Below are 23,191 nucleotides of genomic sequence, written 5' to 3' on the forward strand. Positions count from 1 at the left end.
TGGGGTATGGCTTCTTTTGTTGGGTATCCGTTGCTTTGTTGGATCCAAATTGCTTTGTTTTTCCAGATACTGGGAAATCTTGCTAAATTTGAGTATGCTAATAGAAATCTGGTCAGACATTATGTGTCCCTTTTGTTATATCGGGAAACATCAATTTGATAAAGCCTTAAATGCTTTACCATTCAAGGAGGATATTGAAGTGCAATATAAGAGCTATCAATTGAACCCGGAATATACCCATGTGGAAGGCGATAGTACCTATGGGTTTTTAAGCCGTTCCAAGGGGATCAGTATGGAACAAGCGAAGGATATGACCAATCATGTGGTACAAATGGGGAAACAGGCAGGCGTGGATATTAATTTTGATACCAATATTCCTGCAAATACCTTTAAATCCCATGAGTTGATCCATTTTGCGGCATCCAAGGGGAAAGCCAAGGAAATGAAGGAACGCTTGTTCGAGGCCCATTTTACAGAGGGTCTGAACATAGAGAAACAGGAGGTTTTGGTACAGTTGGCTACTGAGGTGGGATTATTAGCAGAAGAAGCCAAAGAGGCTTTACAGACGGATAGGTATGCAACGGCGGTAAGGCAGGATCTGCACGAGGCCATACAGATCGGTATCCGCGGCGTACCATTCTTTCTCTTTGATCGTAAATATGCTGTTTCTGGCGCCCAAGGCGTAGAAGCATTTACAGAGGTCTTGGAAAAGAGTTTTCAGGAATGGAAGGATAACAAACCAGAAATCACGAATAATTAATGGATTACCAAAAGCAGGGCTCAGCCTGGCAATCACTGTTCCTTTTATTGATCTTGACATTGGTATGTGCCTTTGTCACCCAATTTATTGCGGTAATTGGCTATCTGCTGTTTTCAGGTGATTTTAGATCCATCCTGCAAAGTCAGGATATGAGCAGCGTCATGGGTTCCAAGGGTTTCCTTTATACCTCATTGATGGTGAGCAGCCTCGGAACATTCTTGTTTCCAGCCTTGTTGCTCCAACAACGTGAAAAACAGGTCTTCGATTATTTTCCTACCGAAAGGACACATATATTCAAATTGCTTTTATTGACGCTTTTGTTTCTGCTGGCCTTTAATCCCAGCATGGAATGGATCAGCCGTTTGAACCAGCAAATGATGTTGCCGGATTCGCTTGGAGGCGTAGAGGAATGGATGCGGGATAAGGAAGACAGCATGGCCGATTTGACCGAAAATATTGTTATGGTGGATAATATTCCTGGCCTACTGTTGAATATTTTGGTCATGGCGATTGTACCGGCCATTGTGGAGGAATATTATTTCCGTGGGGCATTGCAGGGTATTCTGGGACGGATCATTCCCAATATGCATGTTGCCATCTGGTTAACCGCCATCATCTTCTCGGCCATCCATGTGCAATTCTATGGTTTCTTTCCAAGGATGATCCTCGGATTGATCTTTGGCTATGCCTTTTATTGGAGTAAAAACATCTGGGTGCCGATATTTGGCCATTTTATCAATAACTTTACCGTGACTTTGGTCGCCTACTATTATCAGAAACAAGGAAAATCTTTTCAAGATTTACAGAACATGGAATCCTATTCCACTGTTTATTATATATTGAGTGTGGTATTTAGCATAGCATTGGGCTATTATTTTTATCAGGTTACCCATAAAAAGAAAATCTATGAGCAATCCCAATTGGGTTAAAATAAGGACCTATACAGACCGGGTCCGGGCAGAGATCGTGAAACAGATGCTGGTTGAAAATGATATTCCGGCCGTATTGATGAACAAACAGGATTCTTCTTATCCTGTTTTTGGAAACATTGAACTGCTTGTTGATAGGGAACATCAATTGGAGGCCGTTGCCCTTATCGATAGTTTCTCCGAAGAAGACCTAGAGCATGAAGACTAGAGCGATTACCGGTTTCTTTTTTGTGCTGGTTCTGGTGGCAGCAACCATCTTCAATGCCTATGTTTTTGCGGCCTTTTTTTCTTTGTTGGGGGTTTTTTCCGCAAGGGAGTTCTTCGGGATCTGCAAAACGGCGGATACCAAACCGCTGATGTGGATAGGAACGATCTGCGCAGCAGTAATGGCGCTATTGGCTTCGGCGGTCTTTTTGGGTCAGCTTCAGCCCTTGAGCCTGTTATTGGCGGTTCCTTTGGTTTCGCTCCTATTCATCTCTTCCCTGTACCTCAAAAGGGAAAAACCTTTCCATGATATTGCTTATACCGTTTTGGGATTATGGTATGGCTGTGTTCCTTTTCTGTTTTTTATCGGGTTGGGATTTTTGGATACAACCTTCAATCCGAATATCCCGATGGGATTTTTGATCATGCTTTGGTCCAATGATACGGGCGCTTACCTATCGGGCAGAGCATTAGGAAAACATAAATTATTTGAACGTATCAGCCCGAATAAAACCTGGGAAGGCTTTATCGGAGGGGTAGTCCTGGCAATTTTGGTTTCCTTATTACTGAACCATTATTTTGTAGGACTAACGCAGATCCAATGGATCTCTATGGCCTTGATCATCGGGATTTTTGGAACCTTAGGTGACCTGGTGGAGTCCATGTTGAAAAGAAGCTTAGGCATTAAGGATTCCGGACAGATCTTGCCTGGCCATGGTGGTTTTCTGGATCGTTTTGATGGACTGCTGATCGCTGCACCATTGGTTTTTATCGTACTGACTTTATTTTAATAGCATGAAGATCGAAAAATCTACTTTTGATTTCTTGAACAACCTGAAAGAGAACAACAACAGAGAGTGGTTCCAGGAAAATAAACCGGCTTATGAGGCTGCTTTAGCGAATGTAACGGCATTTATTGAGGCGATCATTTTGGAGCTTTCAAAATTGGATCCCCACATCAATACGGATATCTCTGCAAAGAAATGCTTGTTCCGGATTTACAGGGATGTTCGGTTTTCAAAGAATAAGGATCCTTATAAATCCTGGTTTGCAGCGGGTATTTCCATTGATGGCCGAAAATTGGCCGGGCCGGAATATTATATCCATATTGAACCGGAAGGAACTTTTTTGGCGGTAGGCTATTGGAGGCCAGAAAAGCAACATTTGGATTCCATTCGTCAGGAGATCGATTACAGTGCGGAGGAATTGTTCAAGGCATTGGAAAAAGGGGGCTGGAAAGCGGAGGAAATGTCTGCAGAAGATAGATTGCAGCGACCTCCTGCAGGATATGCGGCAGATAACCCGAATATAGACCTTTTAAAGCACCGAAGCTTTATCTTGCATAAGAATATTAGCAGAAAGGAAATGGAGTCTCCTAAGGCTTTAAATACGGTAATTGAGACCTATTCCTCGATGATTCCTTTTAAGGATTTTATTCATCAGGCGATTGAGCAATAATAAAGCAGTTTAATCCGTCTATTAGAGTTTATCTATCAGAGGTTATAAACATCAAAAAGCGCTTATTACTATCAAACAGCACTTATAAAGGGAGGCTGATCTTTCCCATACAGACAGCAGGGGAGTTCTTGATGTTTTTCACATCTTCTGGATTACCTGCTACGGTTTCATTGGCCAGCACCGCAAATAGACAAGCCTCCTTGGCATCAGGATTTATTCCTAAATTGGAGAAAGACTGAACCTGATTAGGAAAGGTCTCTTCCAGCTGTTTCATCAACAGCGGATTATGGAGTCCGCCACCACTTACATACACCTGAAAACTTTCCAGTTCTGCAGTGGCTTTTTGGATTCCCAGTATCATGGTCTTGGCCGAGAAGGTATTGAGCGTTGCCATGATATCCTCCTTGGAAAGCTTTTCCAGATCTTTATCTTTTATTTTCTTTTCCAGGTAGGCGAGGTTGAACAACTCTGGACCGGTGGTTTTTGGAAAACCCAGGCTCAGGAAGGGTTCATTCAGCAATAGATCTAGCAGTTCGGACTGTACTTTCCCTTTGTTGGCCATCTCAGCATCCTTGTCCATTTCCAATCCGAAATGTTGGTGCATGAACTGGTTCATTATGGTGTTTCCAGGACCCAGATCGGTAGCATAGGCTTTTTGTTCCGAACCGATGCTTGGAAGGAAGGTAAAGTTGGAGATACCTCCAATATTCAATAAGATCCTGTTTTCTTTAGGGTCGCTAAAGAGCAGGTAATCGCCATAAGCGGCTAGAGGAGCACCTTCGCCACCGGCGGCAATATGTTTCTGCCGGAAGTCGGATAGGGTGATGATACCTGTTTTAACAGCAATATGATCCGCATCTCCGATCTGTAGGGTGCTATTGGGTAAGCGATGGTCTTTTGTCAGGGATTGAGGCGCATGAAAGACGGTTTGCCCATGGCTGGCGATCAAGTCTATATCCGCAGGAGCTAAGCCCCAAGAAGCTAATGCTTCAAGGATTAAAGCAGCGTGTGTGCTGCCTACATAAGCATTTATTCCGCAGAGTAGCTGTTGATCAATCTGCCTTTTGGCGAATATTTCCCTAATCCAGTTCCGGAAATCATCCTGATAATCCAGGGTTATAAATTTTTCAAGTGAGATTTTAGAGCTTGGGCCAGAACCACTGATGCGGCAAAGCGCGATATCTAGACCATCAAGGGAAGTTCCGGACATTAATCCGAGGATCAAACGTTCCTTTTTCTGGGCGATGCGGTAAAGGCTTTCGATGCAGGTATTCATAGGATAAAAATACATTTAAATTTGTAATATGCATTCTTAATCCTATTTTTGAAGGAAAAACAAATAATTACGACATGAATTTTCCTTCAGAATTAAAGTACACCAAAGACCACGAATGGATTCGTGTGGAAGGTGATGAAGCTGTTATTGGTATTACAGACTTCGCGCAACGCGAATTAGGCGATATCGTATTCGTTGATATCAATACTGTTGGTGAAGAGGTTGCTGCTAATGAGGTTTTCGGAACTATCGAAGCGGTAAAAACTGTATCTGATCTTTTTATGCCTGTTAATGCAGAAGTATTGGCAGTAAACGATGCGATCGATGCATCTCCAGAATTGGTTAACTCTGATCCTTACGGTGAAGGATGGATTATCCGTGTTAAATTAAGCAATGTTGCTGATGTTGATGGCTTGCTTTCTGCTGATCAATATAAATCAGAAGTTAACGCATAAGTATTTTAATACATAAAAAAAGAGGCAGATCCACGGATCTGCCTCTTTTTTTATGGGAAGGTTATAAACCTTGGACGATATTGTTCAAATCTAAATTGATGGTTTGCCCATCTTGATCCAATTTCATTTTTATTGTCATTACTTTTGGGTAATGGGTGTTGGTATCTAATATGTAGGTACCTGAATAATTACCTATTTTGGTATTTGATGAATCTTGGATATCTCCTGTAAATTCAAAATTGTATCCCTCTGCTGTTTTGGAAAGATATTTAGCATTCCTAATTACTGTCATTTCATTTGCAGTTTCCTTGGTTGTCCATGTATATCCTGGAGCCGCTGGTTTATCCGGTAATACAGATCCAGAAGTTAGGTTTTCAAAAGGGCTAAGAGCGGTTGTCCCTTCATCTTCGCTGCTCACTGCGCCCGCTTCGGTCATTTTCGTTGCCATCTTTTTACCAAGTAATGGTTCAAACTGTGCCGCGAAGATGGTTCCAATTTCATCGTCTGAAGGGTTTTCAGAATCATAACTTCCTTGTGCCATACCTGCATCAAGATCAATTTTTACCGCTTTTATGACGTTATCAACGGTGTAAATATTGTTTTCCAATTTGCTGGCCGTCATTTCTGTCTTGATATTCATATCCATTATAGTTCCTCCAGTTCCTCCTTCCACATCAATTTTGGCTTTTGCAACTTGGGTAAACGTTTTGTTTAATGGCAGTTTGATTTTAAATTCGGTAGTCTGTGCACTCACTGTGGAAACAGCTGTTCCCAACAGAAATAATAAGAATAATTTTCTCATGAATTATGGTTAATAGTAATCTGATTTTTAAAAGTTCTCTTTAAATATAAAGAATAATCAGCAAATATTGTTAAAATAAAAAGGCCTCAACACGAATGGAGGGCACTGAAAAAGTCTCAACTTTTTAATGAGATTTAAAGAAATGACTGAGTACAAGATTTATCTTACTCGGTCATTTTTGTTCTAAGGATTTCTGAAAATTTGTTTTTTAATGGTTTTATTGAAGGTTTAATCGACCATGAGTGGCTATTTAGGCTTTCAGAATCTCAAATCCATTGATTTTGAGGTAATATTCCTCCTTTTTAGATCAATTTCGGGATTCTTTTCAAGTTTACCGTGAAGATGGCCATTGCACCCTGCATTTCCATATTTTGGATGCCATAGGAATCTGCTCTTCCATAACCATGGACATTCTTGAGCTCACTGTTCTTTGCCTCGATCTTATACCTTTCCTTAGACTTGCTCCGGTAATGATAGGTTTGCTGGAAAGCCATCTGCTCTTTATGGAGTTCGGATTTAATGGTTATCGAATAGGTCTTTGTTTTTGACCCATCCTTATAACATCCTTCCCTGAGAGGGCAAACTTTACATCTATCCACATCGAAGTAATACGTGTCTGCTTGATTTTTACCTATGTTCTTTTTGCCCTGACGGGCCTTCCGGATTGCTAGATGGCCAGCTGGACAGACAAACATCCCCGCATCTTTATTGTAGTGAAAGTGATCGCTTTCTTTCCTGGATCCCTGGCTGACTGCCGGTTTCAATTTAGCGATGATATCAATGTTCTGTTCTTTTGCCAGCCGTAGATTGTCCTTTCCAGAATATGCGGCATCGCCTATAATCGTGTCCACTTCCATTCCATTCTGCTGGCTGATCTCCAATAATCGGGGCAGTTCCGGACCATCACCTTTCTCGCCTGTAGTAACGACCGCTGCTGTGATGATGCGTTCCTCGGTCATTGCCAGATGTGTTTTATAGCCAAAGAAACTGCTGTCCATTGATTTATGTCCAAGCCTGGCTTCACCATCTTTTGAGAGCAGATAGTATTCCTTTGTGTCCTCGATGGTTTCCTTCAACAGGTTCAACTTCTCTTTTACAGCCGGTATTTCACTGATAGATTGATCCTGATCCAGCACTCTCTGTAATTCCCTGCAATAGGCAAGCTCTTGGTCCAGGTCGTTGGACTCGTTCTTTTGTGGTAGGCGCCCTTTGTAGTCCTCATCGATCTGATATATTGCTTTCCTCAACAGCTTGGATCGTTCCTTTAGCACTTCCTGTGCTGTGTATGGGTTCGATCTGGAATGGGTATGTGTGGCATCTACGATGATGGACCTTGATTTTATAATACCCTTTTCAAGAGCGATCGTTACGGTCTTATTGATCAACAGGTTCAATAGGTCCATGTCCTTTAACCGTAGCTTACGGAATTTGGTGAGCGAACTTGGATTGATCACATCCTCCTCAGGGGCCATTTCCAGAAAGTATTTAAAGGACATGTCATATCTGGAACGCTCAACAACATCAACATCCGAAACGGTGTAGATCGTCTTTAACAGAAGGTACTTGAACATCTTGATGGGGCTCTCTGCTGTACGCCCATTGGTCTGGCAATACTTCTCCAAAAGTTCCTCATGTATAAAACTGAAATCGATAAGATCGTTGATTTTGCGAAGTAGATTGTCTTTTGGAACAATGATATCGTACAATCCCGAATAGGAACTGAACTGAATTTTTTGTTGGGTAGAAAGCATCCTGATATCCGTTAAAGCCTACTTTAAGATAAGAAAAAAGGAGCAGAAAACTGTTGTTTTCCACTCCTTTTTTTAGCCCATTCTAAAAGGGGACTTTTTCAGTGCCCTCCACGAATGCTAAGGCCTTTTCTATAGAGAAGCTAAAATTACTTCTTGATATAAGATACTTCTTTAACGGCTTTCACCACTTTAGCGATGCTAGGAAGTGAAGCTTCTACCAACGTTGGTGCATAGCCCAAAGGTACATCTGCAGATGTAACACGGATAATAGGTGCATCTAAGTAATCAAATGCATTCTTTTGCACATTGAAAGTGATTTCTGAAGAGATGGAAGCCAATGGCCAAGCCTCTTCTACGATCACCAAACGGTTGGTTTTCTTAACAGACTCAATGATCGCTGCATAATCGATAGGACGTACGGAACGTAAGTCGATCAATTCTACGCTGATACCTTCTTTTTTCAATTCTTCCACTGCAGGAATAACCACACGAGGAATCATCTTACCAAAAGATACAATCGTTACATCCGTACCTTCTTGGATGGTATTCGCTTTACCAATCTCTAAGTAATACTCTTCTTCAGGAACTTCTCCTTTATCACCATACATCACCTCAGACTCCATGAAGATCACTGGATCTGGATCGATGATAGATGATTTTAAAAGTCCTTTAGCATCGTATGGGTTTGATGGAACAACCACTTTTAATCCTGGGGTATTTGCATACCAGTTTTCAAAGTTTTGGGAGTGTTGAGCACCTAGTTGTCCCGCATTACCGGTTGGGCCTCTGAAAACGATCGGACAAGAGAATTGTCCACCGCTCATCTGGTGAAGCTTTGCTGCGGCATTGATCACCTGGTCAATAGCAACCAAGGAAAAGTTGAATGTCATGAACTCAATGATTGGTTTTAGACCATTCATGGCTGCACCAACACCAATACCAGCAAAACCAAGCTCTGCAATAGGCGTGTCAATTATACGTTTAGCGCCAAATTCGTCAAGCATACCCTGACTTACTTTGTAAGCACCATTATATTCAGCGACTTCCTCGCCCATTAAAAAGATTGTTTCGTCTTTGCGCATTTCTTCGTTCATCGCTTCACGAAGTGCTTCTCTGAATTGTATTTCTCTCATCAGTATACCGATAATGTCGTTTGTTTAGATTAGGCAAAAATACTATTATTTCTTGAATTTCCGTAGCGGCATTGTACTATTTTCGATGCAAACGTAGAAAACCCTGCAGCCAACTGTTGAGTTCTTGAAGGGCTTTCGGGATGTCCCAGTGGGATACATTGCGTTGTTCCACCAAATTGGAGATCGAACGGACCTGTATGGCAGGGCAGTTCTGCTCCTCCGCAACATAGAAAAAAGCAGCGCCTTCCATGCTCTCCAAACAATCAAGGGGTAAGGTTTTTCTGAGCTGTTCAATGCTGGAATTCCGACCATGCACCCTGTTAACAGTTATAGCAGTTGATTTCTTTAACGATTCAAAGGACTGACCTAATGAAATACCTGGCAGCCGCTCCTGAAAGATCGATTTGCCAAAGCCCATTTCCTCGATCGGCATAAAGCCATCTTTGGTTTCGGCACCCAGATCAAAGATGCGGTCGGACACAATCCGTTTTACAGTTCCCATTTCATCCGCAGGATTGAAGGTGCCGGCTATGCCCACATTCAACAAAAGATCGTACTTGTTGTTGGCCAGGTGCTTACCCATCGCATAGGCCGTAGCGACCATGCCAACCCCGGTAACCAAATAATCCGTATCGAATTCTTGAATGCTGGAAATGGAATCTGCAATTTCAAGCTCTGTGGCAGCAACTAGCAGTATCTTCATATATTATCTGAAAGTACTAAATTACGTTTATTTGCCTTATCTTTGTACTATGATTTATATTACACGACGCGAACGCTTTAACGCCGCCCATAAATTGTACCGTGAAGACTGGTCTCCAGAGGAAAACGAGCGTGTATTTGGCAACTGTTCCAATCCCAATTGGCACGGCCATAATTACGACCTTTTTGTGACTGTGAAGGGACATATCAACCCGGAAACAGGCTTCCTGATTGACCTGAAACGCATGAAAGACATCATCATCAGAGAGATCATCAATAAATTGGACCATAAGAACGTTAACCTTGATGTGGATTTCATGAAAGACAAGATGGCTTCCACCGAAGTGATCGCTGTGGAGATCTTCAACATCCTTAAGCCGTTTTTTGAGCAAGAGAAGGTGTTTCTACATGCCGTCCGTCTGCATGAAACGGAAAACAACTATGTCGAATATTTCGGCGAATAATCCCCAAATTTAAATTACGAAATGAGCAAATTTCAACAATTTGAAGAGGCCGAGCAAGATGGCTATCTTAAAATAGATCAGTACAACGAGAAAAATGTTGAACGAATTGCCGCACATTATGTGGATATATTAGAGGCTATCGGCGAAAATCCTAAGCGTGAAGGTTTAGAGAAGACCCCGGAGCGTGTTGCCAAGGCTTTACAGTTTCTTACCCATGGCTATGATGTGGATCCTGCGGAAGTATTGCGTGGAGCCATGTTCCAAGAGGAATATAGCCAGATGGTCGTGGTGAAGGATATCGAAGTGTATTCGATGTGTGAGCACCATATGTTGCCATTCTTTGGAAAGGCCCATATCGCCTATATCCCTAACGGACATATTGTGGGTCTGAGCAAAATCCCGCGTGTGGTGGATATCTTCGCTAGAAGATTACAGGTTCAGGAGCGTTTGACCAACGAAATCCGCGACTGTATTCAAGAAACCCTAAACCCTGCGGGGGTAGCGGTAGTGATTGAATGTAAGCACATGTGTATGGCGATGCGTGGGGTACAAAAGCAAAACTCCGTAACCACAACTTCTGCTTTTACCGGTGCATTCCAAAACGATGTAACCCGTTCTGAATTCATCCGATTGATCACGGCTTCTTTGGATTAAGATTTAAAGAAGATTTAATAAATATTTAACCCGCCATATGGTGGGTTTTTTTATGATCTTTTCACTTTTTCCACAATTGGTATAAAAATAAAAAATCCCGTTTTAAGGCAAATTTGGACATCCTTTGTTACTTAGCAAGATTTTGATAATGAGTGTGTTAATAAAAATTGCTTGGAATGGTAAGGCCCTAATTCCTATCTTTGCCCGGTATGTTTGAAGAATCTGAACGCTTAGAAGCCTATTTGGAAGATACTACGGACGGTGAAAATTCGTTGTTGAAAAGGGTCAATCGAGAGACCTACTTGAGAGAAACCATGCCCCATATGTTATCGGGACATTATCAAGGTAGAGTCCTTTCGATGTTGAGCAAATTGGTCCAACCGAGCTTAGCCTTAGAGATAGGCACCTTTACAGGATACGCCACGTTATGTCTAGTAGAGGGGTTAGCCGAAGGAGGAAAACTTCATACCATTGATATCAATGAGGAACAACAGGAACGCGTTCAAGGGTATTTTGATGAATCACCCTATACGGACCAGATTGTATATCATATAGGAGATGCAGCCGATGTGATCGCGAAGATCGAAGGTATATTCGATTTAGTATTTATTGATGCAGATAAGAAGCGGAATCTATACTATTTCAATGAACTGATTGACCGGGTAAGACCGGGAGGATTATTGTTAATTGACAATGTCTTATGGAAGGGCAAGGTTTTTGATGATAAGCCGGACAATCAAACAAAACAAATAATTGAATTAAATCAAACACTGGCAAGTGACGATAGGGTAGAGAAGTTGATATTGCCAATCAGAGATGGGCTTTTTGTGCTACGCAAGAAGTAGTGTTAAACTAAAACAGGTTTTATGCTAAATTATTGTAGAAAGATTTTTGTGGTATGTATACTTACTACATTGACATCTATGAGCGTATTCGCTCAAGACTACACGACAAAATCGTATATCGCTAAGCACAGCCCGGCTGCGCAGAAGCTTATGCGTGAAACAGGGGTACCAGCTTCTGTTATCTTGGCGGTTGCCATCCATGAAAGTGCATATGGCAATAGCCGTATCGCACGTTATCTCAACAACCATTTTGGAATCAAAGGGAAGAACAACAGCACGAAGATCCGTTCCGCTTATAAGGGATACGATTCAGCGAGTGAATCTTACCGTGATTTCGTAGGGCTGTTGCAGCGTAGAAAGGCGACTCAACCTTTGTTCAAGAAGCATGATTCGAAGGATTATCAATCTTGGGTAAAAGGGATTGCACGTTCTGGCTATTCGGAAACGAGTGATTGGTCGAGGAAAGTTATTTCCACGATCGACCGTTACGATCTGGAGAAGTACGACGAAAAAACAAACCTTAATTAATTTCTTTTAGATGAAGAAGGTATGGCTGGCCAGTTTAATATTGGCCTTATTTTTTGTTTCATGTGGAACGAAGAGGGGATCGGTGGTGAAAAGTCCGCAAGGCAAATCGCAAGGCACCATAACCTCCTCCACGGGTAGGACAGGAACGACTTCTGGTAACCGAGGAACCTCTGTCTCTGGCTTATTCTATATCGAAAAATACAAAGGAATTGCCATCGAAGAGATGAACAAATATGGTATACCGGCGAGTATCAAACTTGCCCAAGCCATCTTGGAATCCGGAAATGGAAACAGCGACCTTGCTACTCGTGCGAACAATCACTTCGGAATCAAATGCGGAGGAACCTGGAGCGGAAGATCAGTTACCAAATCGGATGACAATCCCAACGATTGCTTTCGTGTCTATGACAATCCTGAACAATCCTTCAGAGACCATTCCCAATTCTTATTGAGAAAACGCTATGAGAAACTTTTCCAACTGAGTAAGAACGACTATAAAGGTTGGGCGAGGGGATTGAAGGATGCGGGCTATGCTACGAATCCGAGGTATCCACAGCTTCTGATCGATCTGATCGAACGGTACAACCTGCAGCAATATGATATTCCGGAACGCAAAACGGAAGTTGTGGCCAGGGCCGAAAAGGTAGACCAGATCATTGAGAAGAAGGCTGAAGTAGAGCCTCCTGTTCCCGTAGAGGAAATCAAGAAGCCAGTGGCCATGAAGATCTATGAAGTCAAAGCTTCGGACACACTAACCGCTATCGCGACTAAAAACAACCTTACAGTTGCTGCATTGAAGGAAATGAACGGGCTTACAGGCGATGCCGTGTCGGTCGGGCAATTGTTGGTCGTATCAAAATAGTTACAAGAGCTATTAAAAGATGTTAAATATTAGCATCCTATTCATCTATCATGTAGTTTTATAGGAGTGAAACCGCTATTACTTTTTCTTTTATTCGGACTTTTTATTATTCCGCACTCAGGCTTTGCTCAGCGAAGGTTGGAAGGTATTGTGTATGATGCCTTCAATAAGCAACGCGTGGGAGAGGTCTTGATCCGGAATGTGAATACCAATCAGAAATCCTATAACGATTCCAGGGGCGAGTTTGATATCCTGGTCAGTCCGGGAGACCAGCTGATCATTCGGAAAACCGGTTATATTTCAGACACCATTGAAATCAAGGAACAACCAGCCTTGATCATCTATTTAAAGGAAGCTGTCAAACAAATTCAGGAGATTCGTGTTGTAGGGCGTAGGAATCCGGATGATGTGCTGGATGAGATGAAGCGCGATTATAAAAAAGCCTTTGATCTGGCAGCACCTCGGGAAGCACTTTCCGTTGGTCCATCAGGGGCGGGTCTGAGCATAGACTATCTCTATAGCAAGATCAGTAAAGAGGCCAAGAATGCCCGAAGATTTACCACACATATCGGTCAACTGCATGAGCAGAACGTAGTAGAATATGTTTTTACACCCGATTTTGTGCACAATCTGATTGGATTGGAAGGGGAGGATTTACAGGTGTTCATGAAAATCTTTAAACCATCCTATGAGCAAATATCAACGATGAGCAAGGAAGAGTTGGGTATACATGTAAAAAAAATGTACGAAGTCTATAAACTACACCCAAATTTACGACCTTTGCGAGAATTGCCAGATATAAAAATGGATGTCAAAAAAGAAAATTAATATGAGAATAAAATTTTACCTATTACCTGTTTTCATTTTTGTTTTAGGGGTTACCCAGATGCATGCTCAAGATCTAAAGGAGCTGCGTGTAAAACCAGATTCTAGCATCAGCGAACAAGAAAAACAAAAAGCCCTGAATATTAAGAATATCAATGTTCCCATTCCTAAGTTAGACCTGAAAGTAAACTATTGGAAACACTGGACCAAACTGGGATTGAACTTCAACCAGGCACAGTTCAGCGAATCCTGGCAATTAGGGGGATTGAACTCCTGGGCATTAATGGGTCTATTCTGGCACAAATCAGAATTCAATAGAAACAACTTCAACTTTACCACCGAGGTGGACATGAAATACGGTAAGCTGAAAAACGAAGACCAGATGCCAAGACCGAACAATGATAGGTTGTTCTGGGATAATAAGCTTTCCTACAAATTATCGAAGAGCTGGGCGATCTATACCTCGATCACGGTGGAAACGCAGTTTGACAACGCTTATAACTACGGTAGAGATAAAGAAACAGGCAAGGACACCATTACAAGTGTTAAATCCTCTTTCATGTCGCCGGGTTATTTCACGGAGTCTGTCGGTTTGGAGTATAAGCCAAACAAGGAATTCTCCCTACGTTTTGGTACAGGTACAGCCCGTCAGACCTTGATCTTGGATCAGCGTATCAGACCACGTTCAGGACAGGGCTACTACGACCGATATGGCGAATACCTAAACCCATCCAATCCTGATAAAGGAACGGGTCCTCGTTATGGTGTAGAAGAAGATAAGAACTTTAAAAATGAACTGGCATTCCAGCTAACAGCAAATTTGGATAAGAACATCGCCAAGAACATCAATCTGAAAGCACGTTATAACCTTTTTGCAGATTACCTGGACCTGAATGATCCATCACATCGTTTGGATATGACCTTCAGCTCAAGGATTACCTCCTTGATCAATGTTTCCTTAGGCGGTACCATGATCTATGATAACAATATGATCGGCAAAGTGCAGTGGAGTGAATCGTTGGCCTTGGGAATCCTATTAAATTTACCTAAATAAGATAGATGCTAAAAAATACAGGACGATTGGTTGTTGCGGTGTGTGGGGTGATCTTTTTGATCGGTTGTTCAACCGCAAAAAAGACAAAGGTTTTACAGCAACCAACAACTTCTGTCATTACCCCCTCCAAGATAGTTGAGAGTACCGTGGTGAACGTGGATACCTTGTTGGAAGAAACAAAGGTAGATTCACAGCGCCAAATGGTTCAAGTGGTTGCACCATTGACCCCAGAAGAGATTGCCTGGAATATGTTCCGTGCGGGGATCAATAAACAAACGGATTTTGCAGCAGCCATGCATTACGATGTGCGGAAGCCGCATTTCGTGATGATCCACCATACCTCTCAAACCAGTATGGCACAGACCATCCGTACTTTTCAGGTGCCACATAGCAAGGTGAGCAGCCATTATGTGATCGGTAGGGACGGTCGTGTGGTTCAGATGTTGAACGATTACCTGCGTGGCTGGCATGCCGGTCGTGGATCCTGGGGGAATATCACCGATATGAACTCTGTGTCCATTGGTATCGAGCTGGACAACAATGGGAATGAACCCTTTCCAGAAGCACAGATCAAGTCCCTCATGGTTTTATTGGATACCTTAAAGACGAAATATACCATTCCTCAAAAGAACTTTATCGGACACAGTGATTTTGCACCGGGCAGAAAGGATGATCCAAGTGCTTTCTTCCCTTGGGAAAGATTGGCCCAACGTGGATTCGGCATCTGGTACAATCCGAATGCCTTAATGCCTGCCCCGGCCAATTTTAATCCTATGGATGCACTGAAACTGATGGGCTATGATATGACCAGGCCAGAATCGGTCATTCGGGTATTCAAGCAGAAATATATCAAGAATGATCGGACACTTGTCCTCACGGAATACGATAAAATGGTCCTCTACGACCTCTATCGGAAATACTATTAAGCGATTTCTTTTCTTGGGAAAGCAGATTGTAGAAGTAGGCCGATGATGATGACCAAGGCGCAGCCGATCAGGTTGAGCCAGAGAAAAGCAACGATATCAAGCTTCCAGATTCCGATGATGATGGCCTCAGTAATAACCGCCGACCAGAATACCGCTTTACCCCCAATCTGTTTAACATAGAAAGCCACGAGGAAGATCCCTAGGATAGTGCCGTAGAAAAGGGAACCCAGGATGTTCACAGCTTCCAACAAATTTCCCAGCCTATTGGCATATAGGGCGATAATCACCGTGAAAATACCCCAACATAGGGTGCTGATGCGGGATGCGCGCAGGTAAAGGGCATCATCTCCATCCTTGCGGACAAAGCGTTTATAGATATCGATGACGGTGGTAGAGGAAAGAGAATTGATCGCACTTGCAGTGGCTCCCATAGAAGCCAGGAATATAATCGCTATCAATAGCCCAATCAAGCCTTTAGGGAACACATCGATCACGAACTTAAGGAAGATATAGTTATTGTCGTTCGTGTCTGCTTGCTCGTCGTTTTTCTTGATGAGGGATACGACATCCGCCTTCAATGCTTTTTCTTTTTCGCCGAATGCAGATAGTTTATCTCGGCTGGCGTCAATAATATCCTGGTTATCGGTCGATAAGGCATCGGTCAATTGGTTGACGACCAAAGTTTTTTCTTGGCTGAGCTGTTGGTGCTCCTGCATAATCTGCCGGTATTCCCCCGCATATTGGCTCTGCTCCAATTTCAGGGTTTCCTTCTCGTTGAAGAAAAGGGGCGGTGTATGGTACTGATAATAGGCAAATACCAATATCCCGATCAATAGGATACAGAACTGCATCGGCACTTTCAAAAGCCCGTTCATCAACAGCCCCATTCGGCTTTCCTTTACGGAAGCTCCTGTAAGGTAGCGGCCGACCTGGCTTTGATCCGTTCCGAAATAGGAAAGCTGCAGGAAGAATCCACCAATCAAACCCGTCCAAACGGTATATTGGTTGTCAAGGTCAAATTTAAAATCTATGGCATTGGCCTTGCCGGATTTTCCGGCAATATGCAAGGCCTCTTTAAAACCAATGTTCTGGGGCAATAGATGCACCACCAGAACACCCGCCAATAACAGGCCGGCGAAAATAATCCCCATCTGCAGCAATTGGGTATAGGAAACCGCCTTGGTTCCTCCATAAACCGTATAGATGATCACAAGCGCCCCAATCCCTAAGGTCGTCAGTGTGAGGTCGACATGTAGCACACTGGATAGGATGATGGAAGGCGCGAAGATGGTAATTCCGGTAGAGATCCCCCGTTGTATCAGGAACAAAAAAGCCGTTAGCACCCTTGTTTTCACATCGAACCGCTTCTCGAGGAATTCGTAGGCCGTATAGACCTTCAGTTTATGAAAAATGGGGATGAACGTGACACAGAGGACGATCATGGCCAGTGGAAGTCCGAAATAGAACTGCACGAAGCTCATGCCCGATGTATAGGCTAGGCCAGGAGCGGAAAGAAAGGTGATGGCGCTGGCTTGTGTTGCCATGACCGATAACCCTACGGTATACCAAGGTAAGGAGCGGTCACTAAGGATATAGCCGTCAATACTTTTGACGTTTTTGCTCTTATAGATCCCATAGGCGACGATCAAGAGCAAGGTAAGGATGAGTACTATCCAATCGATACTACTCATCCCAAGTATCTAGTAAAGAAATACATCAATACAATGCATACGATTAACCAGAGTACAATTAACCAATAGAATTGTCTCCAGCTACGTACAAATGGAGGAAGTCCATTATCTGTCATGCGGTTTATTCGGCAACAAGGCAGTAATGAAGATGATGGCAAAAACCAATGCCGCAACCGTTCCACCGATCACACCTAAAAATGTTCCTGTAGCAATCCATGCTGTTAAACCACCTAAGATTACAGCGGTTAACAAGATAATTCCTTTTACATTAATTTCTTTTGAGTTGTCGATTTGATTTTCCATTATATTATTCTATTATTTTTCTTCTTTAGTCAACAAATTTACAAATAATCTAGTAGCTCCGGGCACTCCAGCGGGCAATTGTCTGAAAAATGCCAAAGAAGTATATACAAATTTCCCTTTTCCATAATTGGCGATCAACAAGGACCCCTTGTTGGGGCTTTCGTTCTTGTCGGAAAAAGTGAGCGGAGTACGGTATTTCGCATCAATTTGATCCGCAAAGTATAAGCCTCTTTCCTGTACCCAGCCATCAAAATCAGCGACTGTAATTTTGTTGGGATAATTTAGCACCGGGTCGTTTTTATCGTTGAAGACCACCTTGGCATCTTCTTCTGTTACCCGGCTTCGGTTGATCTGGAAGGGGTAAGGTCCAAGCTGCGTTATTCCCATTTTGGAATTGACATTGTACTGCACCAAGGCTACACCACCTTCTTCCACATATTTCAACAGCTCCGGCATCCAACGTTGGATATGCTTGCTAACGTTATACGCCCGTACGCCAACCACAACGGCATCGTAGTTTTTAAGGCTGGAAGACGTAATAAGCTGCTCCGTTAATTGATCCACCTGAATCCCGATATTCTCCAGGGAGGAAGGGATAAGGTCGCCTGCACCGGCAATAAACGCTACTTTTTTGATCGGATTGACCAGATCCAGTTTCTTAACCTGAAGGGTCAATGCCGGAAACCAAGTGATGCTTGGGATGTGGGGGTAGTTAATGTTTTTATAGCCGCTCAATGTTTCGCCATTGAACTGCAGATTTACCGTGCTATTGGCGGTATTTTTAGGGTTTTTGATGCTGATCTGTCCAGACCAGCTTTGTCCTGCCGGAATTTCCACCGCTATCTTATTCGGGTGGATCTCTAGCCCATTGCTCTGGGTAAAGGTCAGGTTGCCCTTTTCGGTTTTTGGACCATGGTTCATCACCGTGATTCCAATGGTTTTCTCTTCGTTTTCCTGGATCAGGAGGTTATTGCTGGTAAATGCTGCGGTAAACTTCGGACTGATGCTGATGGGCTGAAGGATCTCGCCATCTACTGGATCTACATACCTGTATTTGATCGGTTTCTTAACCGGTATATCGACACCCGCCACCTGGAACACAAGCTCCACACTAATGGGGTCCAAGTTCTCCGGTTTTCCAAAATTACGTTCCTCCACCTCAAATTTCCCTAGGGAATGAGGTTTTATCAACCAATAGGGTTGGGAGCTTTGGCCGGCGGTTATTTGACCATCTACGGTTACCGGTTTATTGTAGGTAAGTAGCTTGTTTGCCGGTTTTCCATTGATGCTTTTCAAACTGGCGTTGGCCTCTTCCGATCTGGAAATGATATCCAGACTAAATGGTACTGCCTCAGCAATGACAGCACCTGGTTTGTTGCTGGTGGCTTCCACATACATACCGGCACAAGCCAGCAGCAGGCCTTCCACTTCTTTTATTTTTTGGGATTTCCAAAAGGAGTTTTTCAGTTTTTGGATATCCTGGTGAAGCTTTGCCAAGGCTGGGATACTCTTGCCGGGATGGTTCGGGTCGAAGCTGTTTTGCAGGCTTTTAATTTCCTGTTCGATCGGTTGGGTAAGCCCTGGTTCATTTAATCGGCTCCAATCGGTTTTTATTCCCTCGAACAGGTCGCTTTGCGCTTTATCACCCGCTACATGATCAAAATATTCGATAACATCTCCACGTTGGGTGGCTGCGCCAAATCCCTGGCTTTTATGCTGGGATCTGCTGAGCGCTGATATTTCGCCATAGGAATATCCGATAAGGGGATTGTAGGCGCCTATATTGACTTTTAATTGATCTTCGGAAGTGTTGTTCATGCCCCCAAAATTGGCGGTGTTCCAAACGAGGCGTTTGGCCTGCCAAGGTTTTAGGGTTTTCAGTTGTTCTGGAAATCGTTTGGGGTCAGCAGCTGCGAGGAAAGCTTCATGGGCAAACATGGCTGAAGCCTGGTGATGGCCATGTCCGCCACGGCTGTCGGGCGGAAAGCGGTTAATGATCACATCCGGTTGCAATTGGCGGATGAGGTACACCGCTTCGCGCAGGGTTTCTTCCTTTTTCCAAAAGGAAAAGGTTTCTTCATGGGTCTTACTGAAACCGAAATCGTAGGCAGAAGTAAAATATTGTTCCCCTTTATCGATGCTGCGGGCAGCAAGTAGTTCCTGTGTTCTGATCAATCCCAGGTCGATTCCCTGCTCGGTACCCAATAGATTCTGTCCGCCATCACCACGGGTAAGGGAAAGGTAGGCGGTTTTGAACTTCTTTTCGTTGGCCAGCCAAGCGATCAATCTGGTGTTTTCATCATCCGGATGGGCCGCAAAATACAGCACCGAACCGAGACTGTTCAATTTATCGATCTGCAGTTTGATCTGCGCAGAAGATAGGGCTTGCTGAGCCTGAAGGGTTGGGATTTGAAGGACTAGGAATATAAGTAGACTAAGGATTCGTAGGATCATAGCCTAAAAATAAGGAAGTTTGCCTTAAAAATAAAAGGAATCAAATTAATTTGATTCCTTTTACCAACAATTAAAAATCTTTTGACGTTAAACCCCGTGATCCAATCATGGGTTCAATTGGCAGGATGATGCGCTAATTTGGTCTAACCTTTAATGAATATAAAAGTAAGATAAATAGAATGGAATATGGGGGCATGATAAAAAAAACTTTTCCACAAAAACCGAGTTATACACAGGTTTTTGTGGAAAAGAAAATATAATTTACTGCAAGAAGGGCAGGTAAATTTCTGATTTATTTGTCGATGGAGCCTAAAACACGCTTCATAAAGGTGTTCAGGGCATCTTTTTGTGGTGTTCCATCTTGGATAAGTTTGTTTACCTCGATGGCACCGTACATATTTGAAATCAATTCACCGATGACGTCAAGTTCTTCATCTTTCAGTTGCGAAACTTCGGTCAGGGATTCCAATGTTTCAATGGTTTCCAATACGAAATCGGCATCATTTTCTTTGATGAACTCAACGAGGTGTTTAATTACTGGTAACTTCATTTAATAATTCTGTTAATCCTTCGATTTTATTTGTTTGAACCTGGTTTACCAATTTACCGTTTTTGAAAGCGGCAAATGTAGGCAGGTTATTTACGTTCGCTAATTTTCTTGACTCTGGAAACTTTTCTGCATCCACGATAACGAATTCTACATTTTCGTTCTCTGTAGAAAGTTTCTTGAATTTTGGTTTCATGATACGGCAATTGCCACACCAAGAAGCTGAAAATTGTACCATCACAACATCATTGCTGTTGACTACTTCTTGTAGATTGTCTGCGCTTAATTCTTGTAACATGATAGATTGATTTATAGATGTATTTATAAAAAGAAAGAGGAGGTTTTGGCCTCCTCTTTTTTAAAGGGGGGTCTTAGTTTTGTGCTAAGTAAGAAGCAACGCCTTCGCGTGTAGCGTTCATAGCGTCTTTACCTTCTTCCCAGTTTGCCGGACAAACTTCACCGTGTTTTTGAACATGGGTGTAAGCGTCTACCAAACGGATGTATTCTTTAACGTTACGGCCTAGAGGCATATCGTTTACCGACTCATGGAATACTTTACCAGTTTCGTCGATCAAGTAAGTTGCGCGGTAAGATACAGCTGATCCTTCCACCAAAGTACCGTACTCTGGGTGCTCAACTTCTTTCATTTCTAAAATTCCCAATACACTGGAAAGGTTACGGTTGGTATCTGCAATGATAGGGTATTCCACACCTTCGATACCGCCGTTATCTTTTGCTGTGTTTAACCAAGCAAAGTGTACTTCTGCCGAGTCACATGATGCACCGATAACGATGGTGTTCCTTTTTTCGAATTCAGCAACTGCTTCTTGGAAAGCATGTAATTCTGTAGGACATACAAAAGTAAAGTCTTTTGGATACCAGAATAACAAGATCTTTTTGTTTTCTTGCTGAGCTTTTTCGAATAAGTTCAACGTGAAGTTGTCGCCTAAATAATCGATCGCATCTACTGTAATGTTCGGGAAATTTTTACCTGTAAAACTCATAATATTTTCTTTTCTTTTTCTTGGTACAAAGGTAAGGTTTTTTAAGCCTGAAAAGTATTGATATTGTTTATTGAGTATCATTTTTGTCTATATGTGATGGGGATTATTTATAGATGTGATTTATATTATTATCCAATTATCTCTGCGTCATTGCGAGGAACGAAGCAATCTTCCAAACCACTGTTCATTGCTCGGTTTGTCTATGCCCGCTGTGTCATTGCGAGGAACGAAGCAATCTACTATCCAACCGTAATTGCTAAAAATAAAAACGTACATTTCAGTATGTAAAAAGCATGTTTTCAAGTTGAAATCGTGCTTAAAACATACTTAAACCAAGAAAAAAGCATGCTAAACTAACCATTACATACATTTTGCATACTTTCACCTTGCTTTCACTATGGTTTCAGAGCGAAGAAACTCCTCGCCTCATGCAATTTCCACAAGGTCTATAACCGGCCTCCAAAGCTTCCTCTTCATCCTTAAAAAACACCCTATTCTCTCGTTTCATTCTCTTCCCAGAACCGCAGCCTAATTTTCCATAGATCTTCAATTTTCTATTCCCACCGAACAGGATTTCCTTTCTACGGATCATCCCATGCAGTTCTTGCGGACTTATATTGACATGCTCAATCATCTTTATAAATATTTATAAACTAAATCAACTCAACGCATCATGAAAAATAATTCCCAGAGTATATCTTTCCCCAGATTTCACCTCACTGACCCCATGCTTCATATTAATCCGATAATAACCCTTAGTACCTTTCTCTGGCCTAAAATTCGTGGTAAACAATAATGCATCTCCTTTTTTTGGACGTAGGACTGTCGCTTTGGACTGTGCTCTTGGAATTTGTTGGGTGAGCACAAATTCTCCACCCGTATAATCCTCATCTGCCTCATTCAAAAAGAGTACCATCTGGATCGGGAAATAAACATCACCATAAAGATCTTGGTGCAGGGTATTAAATCCTCCTTTTCCATATTTTAGGATTAATGGTGTTGCTTTTAATTGTTCATTATCATGGCATTCTTTTAGAAATTCGGAATGGCTGTTGGGGTATTGCCTATTTATTTTCAAGACCTGAAACCAAAGGTTGGCGATGGCAGCCAAATGCGGGTAAATGGCTGTTCTTACTTCTTGGATAATGTTTGGCAGGGGATAATTGAAGTACTTGTACTCTCCCAATCCGAAGCGATATCTTGCCATGTTGACGGTCTTTCTATATAGGGATGGGTTATCGTAATTTTGGATGAGCTCTTCGCAATTTTGGGAAGTGAAAAGGCTTGGGATAAGGGCAAAGCCCTGTTGATTCATGGATTCGTTGATGGTGGACCAATCAAGTTGTGCGATTTTCTCTGGTATGTTGGTGTTGTTCATCATTTTGGTAGTGGGGCTTGATGTTACTATAAAGTTCCAAAATTGAGGACAAAGAAAAAATCCAGATGTTGCTAAGTTTTTTGGTGGTAAAATATTAGATTTGCAGCACGGCCTCGTAGTTCAACGGATAGAATAGATGTTTCCTAAACATTTGATAGCAGTTCGATTCTGCTCGAGGCTACAGAA

At 42.5% G+C, this 23,191-nt stretch carries 27 protein-coding genes and 1 tRNA gene; 15 read left to right on the plus strand and 13 right to left on the minus strand.

All coding sequences use genetic code 11. The annotated features are described in order from the left end of the window. Positions 1 to 94 precede the first annotated feature (94 nt). Genes E3D81_RS00145 through E3D81_RS00165 form a run of 5 tightly spaced genes read left to right on the plus strand, consistent with a single transcriptional unit; the run spans position 95 to position 3,351 of the window. Positions 95 to 760 (plus strand): DsbA family oxidoreductase, encoded by a 666-nt coding sequence (locus E3D81_RS00145; RefSeq protein WP_134776004.1) that lies wholly within the window; start codon positions 95 to 97, stop codon positions 758 to 760. Further along, complete coding sequence (locus E3D81_RS00150) at positions 760 to 1,689, plus strand: CPBP family intramembrane glutamic endopeptidase (RefSeq protein ID WP_134776005.1); 930 nt, start codon at positions 760 to 762, stop codon at positions 1,687 to 1,689. Before E3D81_RS00145 ends, E3D81_RS00150 begins: the two co-directional genes overlap by 1 nt. Next, entirely contained in the window at positions 1,667 to 1,897 is a 231-nt protein-coding gene (locus E3D81_RS00155) for a putative signal transducing protein (protein WP_134776006.1), read from the plus strand. Before E3D81_RS00150 ends, E3D81_RS00155 begins: the two co-directional genes overlap by 23 nt. Further along, on the plus strand, positions 1,887 to 2,684 hold the full coding sequence (locus E3D81_RS00160) for a phosphatidate cytidylyltransferase (protein ID WP_134776007.1): 798 nt from the start codon (positions 1,887 to 1,889) through the stop codon (positions 2,682 to 2,684). Before E3D81_RS00155 ends, E3D81_RS00160 begins: the two co-directional genes overlap by 11 nt. Before the next feature lie 4 nt (positions 2,685 to 2,688). After that, complete coding sequence (locus E3D81_RS00165) at positions 2,689 to 3,351, plus strand: DUF2461 domain-containing protein (protein WP_134776008.1); 663 nt, start codon at positions 2,689 to 2,691, stop codon at positions 3,349 to 3,351. A gap of 82 nt (positions 3,352 to 3,433) precedes the next feature. Here E3D81_RS00165 and E3D81_RS00170 read toward each other — a convergent pair whose 3' ends face one another. Continuing rightward, a complete protein-coding gene (locus E3D81_RS00170) occupies positions 3,434 to 4,627 on the minus strand; it encodes an anhydro-N-acetylmuramic acid kinase (protein ID WP_134776009.1) in 1,194 nt (397 codons plus the stop codon). Positions 4,628 to 4,701: 74 nt separating this feature from the next. On the opposite strand from E3D81_RS00170, the gene gcvH reads away from it, so the two are divergent. Then, positions 4,702 to 5,082, plus strand: a complete 381-nt coding sequence (gcvH, locus tag E3D81_RS00175; protein ID WP_134776010.1) for a glycine cleavage system protein GcvH — start codon at positions 4,702 to 4,704, stop codon at positions 5,080 to 5,082. 61 nt (positions 5,083 to 5,143) lie between these two features. On the opposite strand, the gene E3D81_RS00180 is transcribed toward gcvH, so the two are convergent. From E3D81_RS00180 to mqnB, 4 genes are all read right to left on the minus strand, one after another. Continuing rightward, on the minus strand, positions 5,144 to 5,884 hold the full coding sequence (locus E3D81_RS00180) for a hypothetical protein (RefSeq protein WP_134776011.1): 741 nt from the start codon (positions 5,882 to 5,884) through the stop codon (positions 5,144 to 5,146). Between the two features lie 302 nt (positions 5,885 to 6,186). Further along, positions 6,187 to 7,635, minus strand: coding sequence for an IS1182 family transposase (locus E3D81_RS00185; RefSeq protein ID WP_134776012.1), 1,449 nt, complete (start codon positions 7,633 to 7,635; stop codon positions 6,187 to 6,189). Between the two features lie 146 nt (positions 7,636 to 7,781). Further along, the gene (locus tag E3D81_RS00190) at positions 7,782 to 8,768 is read right to left on the minus strand and encodes a pyruvate dehydrogenase complex E1 component subunit beta (protein ID WP_099365711.1); all 987 of its coding nucleotides are present in this window, start codon (positions 8,766 to 8,768) and stop codon (positions 7,782 to 7,784) included. 76 nt (positions 8,769 to 8,844) lie between these two features. Beyond that, entirely contained in the window at positions 8,845 to 9,471 is a 627-nt protein-coding gene (gene mqnB, locus E3D81_RS00195; RefSeq protein ID WP_134776013.1) for a futalosine hydrolase, read from the minus strand. 49 nt (positions 9,472 to 9,520) lie between these two features. Here mqnB and E3D81_RS00200 point away from each other — a divergent pair, with 49 nt between their 5' ends. The 8 genes from E3D81_RS00200 to E3D81_RS00235 all read left to right on the plus strand — a co-directional run bounded on the left by E3D81_RS00200 (position 9,521) and on the right by E3D81_RS00235 (position 15,628). Beyond that, positions 9,521 to 9,934: a 6-pyruvoyl trahydropterin synthase family protein gene (locus E3D81_RS00200; protein WP_134776014.1), complete on the plus strand. Its 414-nt coding sequence runs from the start codon at positions 9,521 to 9,523 to the stop codon at positions 9,932 to 9,934. A gap of 21 nt (positions 9,935 to 9,955) precedes the next feature. Beyond that, positions 9,956 to 10,588, plus strand: a complete 633-nt coding sequence (gene folE, locus E3D81_RS00205; protein ID WP_134776015.1) for a GTP cyclohydrolase I FolE — start codon at positions 9,956 to 9,958, stop codon at positions 10,586 to 10,588. Positions 10,589 to 10,797: 209 nt separating this feature from the next. Continuing rightward, positions 10,798 to 11,433, plus strand: a complete 636-nt coding sequence (locus tag E3D81_RS00210) for an O-methyltransferase (RefSeq protein ID WP_134776016.1) — start codon at positions 10,798 to 10,800, stop codon at positions 11,431 to 11,433. A gap of 78 nt (positions 11,434 to 11,511) precedes the next feature. After that, positions 11,512 to 11,961, plus strand: coding sequence for a glycoside hydrolase family 73 protein (locus tag E3D81_RS00215; RefSeq protein WP_167554205.1), 450 nt, complete (start codon positions 11,512 to 11,514; stop codon positions 11,959 to 11,961). Positions 11,962 to 11,971: 10 nt separating this feature from the next. Then, a complete protein-coding gene (locus E3D81_RS00220) occupies positions 11,972 to 12,823 on the plus strand; it encodes a glucosaminidase domain-containing protein (protein WP_134776017.1) in 852 nt (283 codons plus the stop codon). A 66-nt stretch (positions 12,824 to 12,889) separates the two neighbouring features. Next, positions 12,890 to 13,651 carry a hypothetical protein gene (locus tag E3D81_RS00225; protein WP_134776018.1) on the plus strand — a complete coding sequence of 254 codons (762 nt, stop codon included), beginning with the start codon at positions 12,890 to 12,892 and terminating at the stop codon, positions 13,649 to 13,651. A 1-nt stretch (position 13,652) separates the two neighbouring features. After that, on the plus strand, positions 13,653 to 14,702 hold the full coding sequence (locus E3D81_RS00230; protein ID WP_245153249.1) for a DUF3078 domain-containing protein: 1,050 nt from the start codon (positions 13,653 to 13,655) through the stop codon (positions 14,700 to 14,702). Positions 14,703 to 14,707: 5 nt separating this feature from the next. Continuing rightward, positions 14,708 to 15,628, plus strand: coding sequence for an N-acetylmuramoyl-L-alanine amidase (locus E3D81_RS00235; RefSeq protein ID WP_134776020.1), 921 nt, complete (start codon positions 14,708 to 14,710; stop codon positions 15,626 to 15,628). Here E3D81_RS00235 and E3D81_RS00240 read toward each other — a convergent pair. From E3D81_RS00240 to E3D81_RS00275, 8 genes are all read right to left on the minus strand, one after another. Beyond that, positions 15,625 to 17,319 carry a sodium:solute symporter gene (locus tag E3D81_RS00240; RefSeq protein ID WP_134776021.1) on the minus strand — a complete coding sequence of 565 codons (1,695 nt, stop codon included), beginning with the start codon at positions 17,317 to 17,319 and terminating at the stop codon, positions 15,625 to 15,627. The genes E3D81_RS00235 and E3D81_RS00240 overlap by 4 nt on opposite strands. Positions 17,320 to 17,424: 105 nt before the next feature. Continuing rightward, complete coding sequence (locus E3D81_RS00245) at positions 17,425 to 17,622, minus strand: hypothetical protein (RefSeq protein ID WP_099365721.1); 198 nt, start codon at positions 17,620 to 17,622, stop codon at positions 17,425 to 17,427. Positions 17,623 to 17,634: 12 nt separating this feature from the next. Then, entirely contained in the window at positions 17,635 to 20,076 is a 2,442-nt protein-coding gene (locus E3D81_RS00250; protein ID WP_134776022.1) for a PIG-L family deacetylase, read from the minus strand. A 292-nt stretch (positions 20,077 to 20,368) separates the two neighbouring features. Further along, a complete protein-coding gene (locus tag E3D81_RS00255) occupies positions 20,369 to 20,626 on the minus strand; it encodes a DUF6952 family protein (RefSeq protein ID WP_099365723.1) in 258 nt (85 codons plus the stop codon). Then, the gene (locus tag E3D81_RS00260) at positions 20,607 to 20,921 is read right to left on the minus strand and encodes a thioredoxin family protein (protein WP_099365724.1); all 315 of its coding nucleotides are present in this window, start codon (positions 20,919 to 20,921) and stop codon (positions 20,607 to 20,609) included. The genes E3D81_RS00255 and E3D81_RS00260 overlap by 20 nt, the downstream gene beginning before the upstream one ends. Before the next feature lie 73 nt (positions 20,922 to 20,994). Then, positions 20,995 to 21,627 carry a peroxiredoxin gene (locus E3D81_RS00265; RefSeq protein WP_134776023.1) on the minus strand — a complete coding sequence of 211 codons (633 nt, stop codon included), beginning with the start codon at positions 21,625 to 21,627 and terminating at the stop codon, positions 20,995 to 20,997. Positions 21,628 to 22,030: 403 nt separating this feature from the next. Continuing rightward, positions 22,031 to 22,261, minus strand: coding sequence for an Ada metal-binding domain-containing protein (locus tag E3D81_RS00270; RefSeq protein ID WP_134776024.1), 231 nt, complete (start codon positions 22,259 to 22,261; stop codon positions 22,031 to 22,033). 24 nt (positions 22,262 to 22,285) lie between these two features. Beyond that, positions 22,286 to 23,008 (minus strand): 2OG-Fe(II) oxygenase, encoded by a 723-nt coding sequence (locus tag E3D81_RS00275; protein ID WP_245153250.1) that lies wholly within the window; start codon positions 23,006 to 23,008, stop codon positions 22,286 to 22,288. A 106-nt stretch (positions 23,009 to 23,114) separates the two neighbouring features. Here E3D81_RS00275 and E3D81_RS00280 point away from each other — a divergent pair. Continuing rightward, a tRNA-Arg gene (locus tag E3D81_RS00280) sits at positions 23,115 to 23,186 on the plus strand. Positions 23,187 to 23,191 lie beyond the last annotated feature (5 nt).

Source organism: Sphingobacterium sp. CZ-2 (genome assembly GCF_004526235.1).
GTDB lineage: Bacteria > Bacteroidota > Bacteroidia > Sphingobacteriales > Sphingobacteriaceae > Sphingobacterium > Sphingobacterium tenebrionis.

Excerpts from the sequence above, each read along its gene's own strand:
- E3D81_RS00145 (WP_134776004.1), top strand. The coding sequence starts at position 95 with ATGCTAATAGAAATCTGGTCAGACATTATGTGTCCCTTTTGTTATATC.
- E3D81_RS00150 (WP_134776005.1), top strand. The coding sequence starts at position 760 with ATGGATTACCAAAAGCAGGGCTCAGCCTGGCAATCACTGTTCCTTTTA.
- E3D81_RS00155 (WP_134776006.1), top strand. The coding sequence starts at position 1,667 with ATGAGCAATCCCAATTGGGTTAAAATAAGGACCTATACAGACCGGGTC.
- E3D81_RS00160 (WP_134776007.1), top strand. The coding sequence starts at position 1,887 with ATGAAGACTAGAGCGATTACCGGTTTCTTTTTTGTGCTGGTTCTGGTG.
- E3D81_RS00165 (WP_134776008.1), top strand. The coding sequence starts at position 2,689 with ATGAAGATCGAAAAATCTACTTTTGATTTCTTGAACAACCTGAAAGAG.
- E3D81_RS00170 (WP_134776009.1), bottom strand. The coding sequence starts at position 4,627 with ATGAATACCTGCATCGAAAGCCTTTACCGCATCGCCCAGAAAAAGGAA.
- gcvH (WP_134776010.1), top strand. The coding sequence starts at position 4,702 with ATGAATTTTCCTTCAGAATTAAAGTACACCAAAGACCACGAATGGATT.
- E3D81_RS00180 (WP_134776011.1), bottom strand. The coding sequence starts at position 5,884 with ATGAGAAAATTATTCTTATTATTTCTGTTGGGAACAGCTGTTTCCACA.
- E3D81_RS00185 (WP_134776012.1), bottom strand. The coding sequence starts at position 7,635 with ATGCTTTCTACCCAACAAAAAATTCAGTTCAGTTCCTATTCGGGATTG.
- E3D81_RS00190 (WP_099365711.1), bottom strand. The coding sequence starts at position 8,768 with ATGAGAGAAATACAATTCAGAGAAGCACTTCGTGAAGCGATGAACGAA.
- mqnB (WP_134776013.1), bottom strand. The coding sequence starts at position 9,471 with ATGAAGATACTGCTAGTTGCTGCCACAGAGCTTGAAATTGCAGATTCC.
- E3D81_RS00200 (WP_134776014.1), top strand. The coding sequence starts at position 9,521 with ATGATTTATATTACACGACGCGAACGCTTTAACGCCGCCCATAAATTG.
- folE (WP_134776015.1), top strand. The coding sequence starts at position 9,956 with ATGAGCAAATTTCAACAATTTGAAGAGGCCGAGCAAGATGGCTATCTT.
- E3D81_RS00210 (WP_134776016.1), top strand. The coding sequence starts at position 10,798 with ATGTTTGAAGAATCTGAACGCTTAGAAGCCTATTTGGAAGATACTACG.
- E3D81_RS00215 (WP_167554205.1), top strand. The coding sequence starts at position 11,512 with ATGAGCGTATTCGCTCAAGACTACACGACAAAATCGTATATCGCTAAG.
- E3D81_RS00220 (WP_134776017.1), top strand. The coding sequence starts at position 11,972 with ATGAAGAAGGTATGGCTGGCCAGTTTAATATTGGCCTTATTTTTTGTT.
- E3D81_RS00230 (WP_245153249.1), top strand. The coding sequence starts at position 13,653 with ATGAGAATAAAATTTTACCTATTACCTGTTTTCATTTTTGTTTTAGGG.
- E3D81_RS00235 (WP_134776020.1), top strand. The coding sequence starts at position 14,708 with ATGCTAAAAAATACAGGACGATTGGTTGTTGCGGTGTGTGGGGTGATC.
- E3D81_RS00240 (WP_134776021.1), bottom strand. The coding sequence starts at position 17,319 with ATGAGTAGTATCGATTGGATAGTACTCATCCTTACCTTGCTCTTGATC.
- E3D81_RS00245 (WP_099365721.1), bottom strand. The coding sequence starts at position 17,622 with ATGGAAAATCAAATCGACAACTCAAAAGAAATTAATGTAAAAGGAATT.
- E3D81_RS00250 (WP_134776022.1), bottom strand. The coding sequence starts at position 20,076 with ATGATCCTACGAATCCTTAGTCTACTTATATTCCTAGTCCTTCAAATC.
- E3D81_RS00255 (WP_099365723.1), bottom strand. The coding sequence starts at position 20,626 with ATGAAGTTACCAGTAATTAAACACCTCGTTGAGTTCATCAAAGAAAAT.
- E3D81_RS00260 (WP_099365724.1), bottom strand. The coding sequence starts at position 20,921 with ATGTTACAAGAATTAAGCGCAGACAATCTACAAGAAGTAGTCAACAGC.
- E3D81_RS00265 (WP_134776023.1), bottom strand. The coding sequence starts at position 21,627 with ATGAGTTTTACAGGTAAAAATTTCCCGAACATTACAGTAGATGCGATC.
- E3D81_RS00270 (WP_134776024.1), bottom strand. The coding sequence starts at position 22,261 with ATGATTGAGCATGTCAATATAAGTCCGCAAGAACTGCATGGGATGATC.
- E3D81_RS00275 (WP_245153250.1), bottom strand. The coding sequence starts at position 23,008 with ATGATGAACAACACCAACATACCAGAGAAAATCGCACAACTTGATTGG.